Below are 9,065 nucleotides of genomic sequence, written 5' to 3' on the forward strand. Positions count from 1 at the left end.
GATAATAACGTTTTTATCACAGTTTTTGAATTTACAGAAATTTTTTCGCAGAGCCTATAAACTTTTTATTTTGCTATAAAAATAAACTCATCCCTTGCAGCAGTATCTACTGCAACAATAGTATCACCACATTTTATAAATGGCTATTCTTCGTTGCATCAGAATACAGACTTGCAGCAGCCTCCTAACGGAAAACTGCTTTTTTGAATTTCAATATTTGTACAAATCTCACACGAACATCTGAATTAATAGAAATATGTCTGTCGAATGTTTGTTTGATTTTTACGATAGAAACGTATGGCTTCTGTGCTTTTATGACGTTTAATACAATAGAATACTCCCTATCAGAGATAGCAGTATACCCCCGGAAAAGCGCTTTTTTTCGGGGGCTTTTTTCTGCCATAATGTCAATTGAATATGCAATTCCTATGAGCTATAATGGGTATACAGTTTGCGGCTTCGCAGGCAAATTACATAACTAATTTAATGTTATGATCACCCAAAAATCTTTAAGGAGAAGACAAAATGAAAAGAACAAAACAAGAAATTATTGACTGTATTCTCAATCTTTTGGCCAAGCTTGCAGACTATGAACCTGCGAAAAATGAGAACGAATCTCAGTCAACGGAAATGCCTACAATTAAATAATGCTCAAAAGCTGTCAAGGGCATTTCCAAACAAACTATTGACAGACTTGGAAAGTATGAGAAGAAACAATATGAAGTGCAGAAAAAAGCGCACTTATGAACTGGAATGAAAATGATGATTATTCCTAAGTATTATGGCAAATACTAAAAGAAAGGAGTTGATATGTTGGAATTATATGACAAGCAGAAAAAGGGATATATCGAAGTCTGGCTCACAAATAAGGAACAAGAACTTTATGACCGTGAAGAACTGACGAAACTGATTCTTTCAAAAGCCGGAAGCAGTAAATGCAAAGTCATATTTTTCCTGTCAGGACAGGGAGATTTATTAAAATATACAGAAGATCTTTTGATAAGTAATTTAGGGTGTGCCTGATCGCACACCCTTTTTCTGCAAGACTCCACTTGACAAATACTATAAGCAATGGTACAATGTTGTTAAAGAACTATTGTCAACAATTAGATAACATTGACAGAAAGGAGAATCTAATGAACGAAAAGTTCAGAATTGCAGGATATTGCCGAATTTCCGTAGACGAAGAAATGGACAAGGATAATACTTCAATCGAGAACCAAAAGGCAATTATTTCTGACTATGTAACAAGAACATTTCCCGATTCTACCCTGGATTTCTATGCCGATAGAGATCGCAGCGGATATACATTTGAACAGCGCGAAAACTACCAGAAAATGCGCAAGAAGCTGTTTCACGGAGAATATGACATACTTATAATAAAGGATTTTTCACGTTTCTCACGCCGCACCAGCCGCGGACTTGTTGAACTCGAAGACCTGCGTGAGGCAGGAATGCGTATAATATCCATCGGAGACGGTATCGACTTCCCTACTTCGGACGAATGGATGGCAATTCAGTTCCGATTTCTTATAAACGAAATGCCTGTAACCGACACTTCCAAAAAAGTCAAAGCTGTTATCAAGCACCGTCAGGAAGAGGGAAAATGGATATGCGCAGTTCCATACGGCTATATTATGACAAACACAAAAGCTATGAAATTTGTTGTTGACGAACCTTCCGCCGAGGTAGTACGTAAAGTATTCCGGCTTTATGCCGACGGCTGGGGATACAAGAGAATAGCCAATTATCTTACAGATCAGCATATCCCGACTCCACGCAAGACCGAAGAAATGCGAAAAGAAGCCGCAGGTGAAGAATATACCGTCCGCTCAAAAGCTGAATGGAGTCTTGTCACTATCAGCGAAATACTGAGCAATGATTTCTATATAGGCACACTTCGTCAACGCAAATACCGACGCAAGAAGATCAACGGCGGTGATGAAAAGCTGCAGGAGGTCGATAATATTGTTATCGCCAATAACCATGAACCTATCGTGGATTATAAGTTGTTCTCGGTCGTACAGGAGCAGATGAAACAGCGTTCACGCTCCAATTATCGTGGGATCAAGAAATATGACAATGTTTACACAGGTCATCTTTTCTGCGGAGACTGCGGAAGTCCGATGTTTTCAATGAGCCGTTCCGACCTTCCACCTGCATATCGCTGCGGAACATACCACAAACGCGGCATAAAAGGCTGTTCTTCGCATCATACAAGAGTCGATATGCTCGATGAGCTTTTGAAATCATTTGTGCAGAAGGTAAAGGATAATTCCGAAGCAATGCTTGAACAGCTGCAAAGCTCGATAGATAAAGAACAGAAAGAAACATCTTCCAGCAAAAATGTTGTAGAAGTTCTTTTACAGAGAATAGAAGATATCAAGACAGAGCTTAAATTTCTCAGCCGTCAGCACGTTAAGGATATTGCCAAACATCCCGAGCGCGAGGATATGCTTGAAGAAGTCTATCAGGAGCAAGTTGACGACCTTATGCTCCAAATAGAAGGCTTCCGCAATCAGATACAGCTTGCAACTGACAAGCATAATGCGATAATTGCCATGAACCGCACCGCTAAAACCGTTATGGAAGTCTTTGATACCATAATAAACAAAGATAACCTTACCAAAACAGATGTGGATTTCATTCTTGACCGCATCGACGTTTACACAGACCATATCGACATAAAGCTAAAATCTGATATAGATACGCTCCTGCATACGGGTGTACCCGATGAACTGCAGCTTGAAACAACAGGAGCAGCTGTAAATTTTAATTCAGGCACTAAGAAAGCCGACAACCTCACGCCAATCGCCCATATTTCGACAAGCAAGGGCGAGATTCTTAGTGTCAATGTTATCAGTGAGGGCGACCCGCTTGAAATTTACACTAACAGCGAAGGTGAAGTAATATTCAAGAAATACTCCGCCATAAGCGAAATGAGCGAAAATGCAGGCTATGTAGCCGATATTATGCATAAGATAGCAGGCTGTGCGGTACTGATATTCGATAAGGACCACGTTGTGGCTACCGCAGGAGCAGCCCGCAAGGAGTTCTCTGAGCGCCGCGCTTCGGGACAGCTTGAGGAGCTTATGGAAAACCGCGGACAGTTCTACTGCCCCGACGGCAGCACCAATAACTTCTTCCCTGCCGAGGGAGTTGACAGAACAGCCATTGCGGCAGTCCCTATAATCACATCAGGCGATGTTTCGGGATCTGTGGTATTCCTCACAAGCGAAAAGGCACACGAAGCCACTGATATGCAGAAAAGTCTTATCAATGCCGCAGCGCAGTTCCTTGCAAGGCAGATAGAGGGCTGAAAACGGTCCGATGAACAGCAGAAATTGAGCCCCGAAACAGTAGTCTTAGCTGCTTCGGGGCTTGTTTTTATTATTACGCAGATCTCGGACAGTGCCATTTTCTGAAATATTCAGCTAAACTGTCAGCATAAAGCTCCTCGTCTTCGTCAAGATACCCGCGGAAATAAACCTTGCCGTCAGATTTAAGTATAAAAAAACCGTCCGCGCCGTTTCCGACAAAAACAACGCCCTCACCGCTGTATTCATTTATATAGCGCTCTGTCTGTGACCTGATATCATCAAACGGATATATTATCAAGCCGATGACAATGCGCTCTTCTCTGTTCGGAAGCTCCATTGTTTCTTTTATGCCGTTGCTTATCTTCAGTATCTCAAACAATTCTTCGGGAACAAGCATTTTCGCTTCATTATACCGACTCTCGTCAAGCGGCGGGCAGAATACGCAGAAATCACCGTATAATTCCCGTATCAGCTCTATAATGTCCATAACAGCTCTTTATGCCTCGTACTTAGGCTCGCAGGTGAGGTTTATACCCAGTCTCTTGAAGATACGCTCGTCAACTGACGAAAGTATAACAGTGGAGTGCACCTCACAGCCGCGGAGCTTCGATATCTGCTCCATAGCCTTCTTTGCATTGCCGTCGGTATTTGCACATATGGAAAGAGCGATAAGAGTTTCGTCGGTATGCATTCTCGGGTTGCTGTTGCCGAGATGATTTACCTTGAGAGCCATTATAGGCTCGATAACGTGAGGAGACATGAGAAGTATCTCGTCGTCGATCTTTGCGAAGTGCTTGAGCGCATTCAGCAGCAGAGCCGAAACAGCTCCGAGGAGATTTGAAGTGCGTCCCGTAAGTATAGTTCCGTCGGGAAGCTCCATAGCTGCCGCAGGTCCCTCTGTAGCCTTTTCCTTGTCGAGAGCTGCGGATACGACCTTTCTGTCCTCGACTGTAACGCTTGCCTGCTTCATGAGAAGCTCCAGCTTCATTACCTCGTCCTGGGAGATAAGACCTTTTCGGTACTCGCACATACCTGTATAATAGCGGCGTATTATCTCCTGTCTTGCAGCTTCGGAAACAGCCTCGTCGTCAACTATGCAGTTTCCCGCCATATTTACACCCATATCCGTAGGCGACTTGTAAGGAGACTCGCCCAGTATCTTTTCAAACATAGCGTTGAGGACGGGGAATATCTCAACATCGCGATTATAGTTTACGGTAGTTTTTCCATATGCTTCGAGGTGGAACGGGTCTATCATATTAACGTCGTTAAGGTCGGCAGTAGCCGCCTCGTAAGCGATATTTACAGGGTGGCGGAGAGGGAGGTTCCATATGGGGAAGGTCTCGAACTTTGCATAGCCTGCGTCGATGCCTCTCTTGTGCTCATGGTAGAGCTGTGAAAGGCAGGTAGCCATTTTTCCGCTTCCGGGACCGGGAGCCGTGACTACAACAAGTCTGCGGGAGGTCTCGATATAATCGTTCCTTCCGTAACCCTCGTCGCTGATTATGTATTGCAGATCGGAAGGATAGCCCTTGATGCTGTAGTGGTGGTATACCCTTATGCCGAGAGCTTCAAGGCGCTTCTGAAAAGCGTCCGCTGTGGGCTGACCGTCATAGCGGGTAAGGACTACGCTGCTGACATAAAGTCCTATCTTCGTGAAAACATTGAAAAGACGGATAACATCTATATCATAGGTTATGCCGAGGTCGCCCCTGACCTTGTTTTTCTCTATATCGTCAGAATTTATGACAATTACTATCTCTGCGTCGTCTTTCAGCTGTAAAAGCATTTGCAGCTTGCTGTCGGGCTTGAAACCCGGAAGCACTCTCGAAGCGTGAAAGTCATCGAAGAGCTTTCCGCCAAATTCAAGGTAAAGCTTGTCGCCGAACTGCGATATGCGCTGCCTGATATGCTCTGACTGCATTTTGAGATATTTTTCATTGTCAAATCCGATTTTGGAACTCATTATTTTCTTCCTCCCGATAAACTATAATAAATAATTATATACCAAACCTCGTCAAATTTCAAGTGGGAGGGAAAAAAATATATTATTTAAGGTACTCTTTTTTCAAGCCCTTTCTATAAAGGGGCTGAAATGAGCTGAAATTAAACGGAAAACCGTTTAATAAGGAAAAAATAATTTTCAGATTCTACCTTTTGCACAAAAATGAGGTGCGGATATTGTGCAAATATTGCGGTCATCGGTTTAATTTTTTATTTATTGCTGACTTCCGCATTTTAACAAAACCATCATATATATTATCACAATCCTGTCACATTTGTATTTTACACTGAAACGAAATTGTATTAAAGGAAGGAATCTTTAATATGAAAAAGCGCACAAGAATCGCTGCTTTTGCCCTTGCACTGTGTATTTGTGCAGTATCCGCGGCAGGCTGCGGTGACAAAAAGACAGCGGACAACAGCAGCTATGACAAGGCAGAAAAGACAACTACAGCAGCAGTAACGGAAGAAGCAGCAACGGAAGCAGCACAGACTACAGAGGAAATAACCACAGAAGCTGTAACAGAGGCAGCAAAGGAAGCCACTGTGCCTGAGGGACTAAGCGATAAATACGCTGACCTTGATAACAGGAGCTTTATATATAATGGTCATTTATTCACACTCGGCAAGACAACAATGCAGGAAATGATTGATGCAGGCGTTGAAATTAAAAATATAGGCGAAGATAAGCTTAATGAAGAAAAACGAGCAGCCAAAAGTAGCGATGATTCATTTCATAAGACAATAGAGGGTAAGTCAATCAGTTTTGAATTTATTAATGTTACGAATTCTGCTATCCCTGCAAGGGACTGCGTTCTTTGTAAAGTTCATTTGTTATTAACAGATATTGCTTTATGGGGAGAACAATTGGAAGCTGCTACTGATCAGGGTGTCGAAATAGCTGTTCCAAGCAGGATTACAAAGGACGAACTTATCGCTAACAGCGGAGAACCCACAAGAATAGACGACGAACTGAACAGAGTTGATTATTTGGTGGATTCTCAGGTGTTCAACGATAACAGCGGTTACAGATTTTTCTTTAACGACGGACAGCTTTCAGAAGTTAGAATTTCATGGCTTCCATAACAAAAAAACAAACCTCAGCAGAGATGCTGAGGTTTTTCGCATATCACGGGCGAGGATCATTTCACTGGCGCAGAGGCGTTCACGGGCGGCGGAACGCCGCCCGTGCAATAATTACGCATTACGAAATGACAGGCGCACAATGTGCGCCCCTACATGGGCTGTCGGGGACGCCAGCCCCTACACTCTCAACTCTCCATTCTCAACTCTCAACTCACGAACGAAGGTCTTGACAAGAAAAAAAAGATATGCTATTATTAAGTGTACAAATACTGTGAACGAATAAAACCTGTACAGTGCCCGATACAGAGAGTTCCCGTAAGGTGTGAGGGAATGACGGCGTACAGTGACCTACATTCGGGAGTTGCCGCTTTGAAAGCAAGTAGAGGCGGCCGGGTGTGCCCGTTACAGCTCTTCGAGACCGTGCTTTGCTCGGTAAATCGGGGTGGTACCGCGAGTAACTTCGCCCCCGGACAGCTTATTGCTGTTCGGGGGCTTTTCTGTTTGAAAGTGAGGGGAACTATGAAAAAGATACTGCCTTATCTGTGTATTTCGGCAATTATTTTCCTTATCCCGCTCCTGTTCCTGTATATCGGCTTTATCAGCCCTGCAAGGTCGGGCAGCAGCTCCCCTTTTGTACGCATGACCGTCTGTACGGTACTCGCTTTTCTGCTGACGGCGCTGATAACACGATATATACACCCTGTTACGGGTCTTGCGGGACTTGACAGCGCATGGCTCAACCTCGGCTTTACTATAGCCATACTCCTTGCTCTGTTCGTTGAGTTCGTCACCTTCGGGAACAGTACTGTTGCTCCGTATATTGCCGAGCTTGCTGACAGGTACAAAGACGGCGCAGGTGAGAGCTTTTACAGCTGCATAAAATATGTGTTCATTGGAGGACAGCTCATTGTAGCCGCCCGTACATTCATACACTCGGCATTTCTCGGTCTGCTGAAAGCCATAATGAAACACGCGGACTGAATATAGGGAGATGAGAATATGAGTTCACCGAAAAAGAAGTCCGAACCTGAGCTGCCGCCGCTGAAACGCAGGATCGCCGCATATATCATATGTGTGCCGCTTTGCTTTATTTTAGGCAAAGCAAAGGGCTTTTCCAATGTATTCTGTATATGTCTGACCATAGCTGTTGCAGCGGCACTGTTTTTATCTGCCTTTTTTGAAGCCAAGTCAAAGCGCAAGGATGAGGAGTTCACTAAGGCAGTCAGGAACGACGAATTTCACAACAATGAGGAGTGGAATGAAAAGTATTCCGCTTACGTATTGAAGAACGATTTTCAGCAGGTCACGGCAAATTCAATGAGAGCCGACCTTAATCGCCGCTTCTTCAAGCCATCGGGCGCAGTGTGGCTGACAGCTTCGGTTCTGTTCATAGCGGCAGCGATCATATGCAGAGCTGCTGAGAGCGATATAAGAGCAGTTCTTGCTGTAAGCGGTATCATCTCCGCAATGTGGGGCGCATTCAAGCTCCTGCATACTCCTGTCAGCTCTTTTATTGCCAACTGCGGTGAAAAGCTCCCCGAAATAGAGCGCTCCTACCTTAACGGCAAAATGCTGACATATCGCAAAAACGGTGAACACGCCTGCAACAGCGGCATAAATATCGGCGGTAATTATGTCGTGATGTACACCGACAGTGTCATAATATGTCTTGACAAAAACGAGATAGAGTCCGTAAACAAGCGCGTTACCAAGACAAAATACTATGGCAACGATGTCTACACAGGCTCGGCATTCTCATACTTTATTGTTGTAAATGCAAAGGAGCAGAACAAAGAGGAAGCTACCCATTACCAGATAGAGCTCAATGAATATCAGGTGCAGATGGCATATGAAGCTCTTGCTGTAAGCTCCTCGCCTTCTCTGCTCTCAATAAAGGAAAACAAAGAATATACATGAAAGTCCATTCACATTGAAAGGTCGTGATAAACATGAAAACGCCCGACGTTTTCATTGCTTATGCATATAACCCTTTTAACTTGTTTAAAGGCGGTGAAATATGAAAACATACACTATTGTCGGAGGCGTCAACGGTGTCGGCAAGAGCAGCTTCACGGGAGTTCTCGTCCGCAAGACTGATGACCTCGGCATCATAATCGACACTGACAAGCTCAATGCCGAATTTGACGGAGACCGTATCGAGGGCGGCAAAAAAGCAATACAGCTCATGGAGGAGTGTCTCGAAAAAGGACTGAGCTTCACGCAGGAGACCACGCTTTCGGGCGTCAGGACTTTAAAGACCATACGCCGCGCCATAGAGCTCGATTACCGTATCAGACTGTACTATATCGGTGTCAGCAGCTGTGAGGAAAGTCTGCTGAGAATAGCCAACAGAGTACGCAAGGGCGGTCACGATATCCCTGCCGAGGACGTAAAGAGGCGCTATGAAAAGCGTTTCAGCGACCTTGCCGCAGTACTGCCATATTGCAGCGAGGCTGAATTCTGGGACAATGAGAACGGCTTCGTAAATGTTGGTGAATACAGGAACGGAAAGCTCGTTATTTACGGCAATGAGCCGCCTGAGTGGCTCGTACAGCTAAGCAGAATAATAAATGACAAATAATATAAAGGAGAAGTTTACAATGACTACTTTTGAAGAACTCAAGCGCAGAGGTCTCCTCGCGCAGCTCACAGACG

General features: G+C 44.2%; 9 protein-coding genes and 1 other annotated feature. Of the genes, 7 read left to right on the forward strand and 2 right to left on the reverse strand.

The genetic code is table 11. From position 1 onward, the window contains the following. Positions 1–525 precede the first annotated feature (525 nt). The 3 genes from Q0R37_RS13825 (at position 526) to Q0R37_RS13835 (ending at position 3,320) form a co-directional block, all read left to right on the forward strand. On the forward strand, positions 526–648 hold the full coding sequence (locus tag Q0R37_RS13825; protein ID WP_294755142.1) for a hypothetical protein: 123 nt from the start codon (positions 526–528) through the stop codon (positions 646–648). A gap of 162 nt (positions 649–810) precedes the next feature. Next, positions 811–1,023 carry a hypothetical protein gene (locus Q0R37_RS13830; protein ID WP_294755143.1) on the forward strand — a complete coding sequence of 71 codons (213 nt, stop codon included), beginning with the start codon at positions 811–813 and terminating at the stop codon, positions 1,021–1,023. Positions 1,024–1,136: 113 nt separating this feature from the next. Next, positions 1,137–3,320 (forward strand): stage V sporulation T C-terminal domain-containing protein, encoded by a 2,184-nt coding sequence (locus Q0R37_RS13835; RefSeq protein WP_294755144.1) that lies wholly within the window; start codon positions 1,137–1,139, stop codon positions 3,318–3,320. Positions 3,321–3,393: 73 nt separating this feature from the next. Here Q0R37_RS13835 and Q0R37_RS13840 read toward each other — a convergent pair whose 3' ends face one another. Both Q0R37_RS13840 and Q0R37_RS13845 read right to left on the reverse strand, forming a co-directional pair. Further along, positions 3,394–3,807, reverse strand: coding sequence for an SMI1/KNR4 family protein (locus tag Q0R37_RS13840; protein ID WP_294755145.1), 414 nt, complete (start codon positions 3,805–3,807; stop codon positions 3,394–3,396). A gap of 9 nt (positions 3,808–3,816) precedes the next feature. Then, positions 3,817–5,286, reverse strand: coding sequence for a DUF1846 domain-containing protein (locus Q0R37_RS13845; RefSeq protein ID WP_294755146.1), 1,470 nt, complete (start codon positions 5,284–5,286; stop codon positions 3,817–3,819). Positions 5,287–5,648: 362 nt separating this feature from the next. Here Q0R37_RS13845 and Q0R37_RS13850 point away from each other — a divergent pair, with 362 nt between their 5' ends. The 4 genes from Q0R37_RS13850 to Q0R37_RS13865 all read left to right on the forward strand — a co-directional run bounded on the left by Q0R37_RS13850 (position 5,649) and on the right by Q0R37_RS13865 (position 8,991). Continuing rightward, positions 5,649–6,410, forward strand: a complete 762-nt coding sequence (locus Q0R37_RS13850) for a hypothetical protein (protein WP_294755147.1) — start codon at positions 5,649–5,651, stop codon at positions 6,408–6,410. Between the two features lie 262 nt (positions 6,411–6,672). Then, positions 6,673–6,881, forward strand: a binding site (T-box leader). A 48-nt stretch (positions 6,882–6,929) separates the two neighbouring features. Further along, positions 6,930–7,391, forward strand: coding sequence for a hypothetical protein (locus tag Q0R37_RS13855; RefSeq protein ID WP_294755148.1), 462 nt, complete (start codon positions 6,930–6,932; stop codon positions 7,389–7,391). A gap of 18 nt (positions 7,392–7,409) precedes the next feature. Continuing rightward, entirely contained in the window at positions 7,410–8,327 is a 918-nt protein-coding gene (locus Q0R37_RS13860) for a hypothetical protein (protein WP_294755149.1), read from the forward strand. Between the two features lie 100 nt (positions 8,328–8,427). Continuing rightward, positions 8,428–8,991, forward strand: coding sequence for a zeta toxin family protein (locus Q0R37_RS13865; protein ID WP_294755150.1), 564 nt, complete (start codon positions 8,428–8,430; stop codon positions 8,989–8,991). Positions 8,992–9,065: the final 74 nt, after the last annotated feature.

Source organism: uncultured Ruminococcus sp. (assembly GCF_946415235.1).
In the GTDB taxonomy this organism is placed as follows: Bacteria; Bacillota; Clostridia; order Oscillospirales; family Ruminococcaceae; genus Ruminococcus.

Excerpts from the sequence above, each read along its gene's own strand:
- Q0R37_RS13825 (WP_294755142.1), top strand. The coding sequence starts at position 526 with ATGAAAAGAACAAAACAAGAAATTATTGACTGTATTCTCAATCTTTTG.
- Q0R37_RS13830 (WP_294755143.1), top strand. The coding sequence starts at position 811 with ATGTTGGAATTATATGACAAGCAGAAAAAGGGATATATCGAAGTCTGG.
- Q0R37_RS13835 (WP_294755144.1), top strand. The coding sequence starts at position 1,137 with ATGAACGAAAAGTTCAGAATTGCAGGATATTGCCGAATTTCCGTAGAC.
- Q0R37_RS13840 (WP_294755145.1), bottom strand. The coding sequence starts at position 3,807 with ATGGACATTATAGAGCTGATACGGGAATTATACGGTGATTTCTGCGTA.
- Q0R37_RS13845 (WP_294755146.1), bottom strand. The coding sequence starts at position 5,286 with ATGAGTTCCAAAATCGGATTTGACAATGAAAAATATCTCAAAATGCAG.
- Q0R37_RS13850 (WP_294755147.1), top strand. The coding sequence starts at position 5,649 with ATGAAAAAGCGCACAAGAATCGCTGCTTTTGCCCTTGCACTGTGTATT.
- Q0R37_RS13855 (WP_294755148.1), top strand. The coding sequence starts at position 6,930 with ATGAAAAAGATACTGCCTTATCTGTGTATTTCGGCAATTATTTTCCTT.
- Q0R37_RS13860 (WP_294755149.1), top strand. The coding sequence starts at position 7,410 with ATGAGTTCACCGAAAAAGAAGTCCGAACCTGAGCTGCCGCCGCTGAAA.
- Q0R37_RS13865 (WP_294755150.1), top strand. The coding sequence starts at position 8,428 with ATGAAAACATACACTATTGTCGGAGGCGTCAACGGTGTCGGCAAGAGC.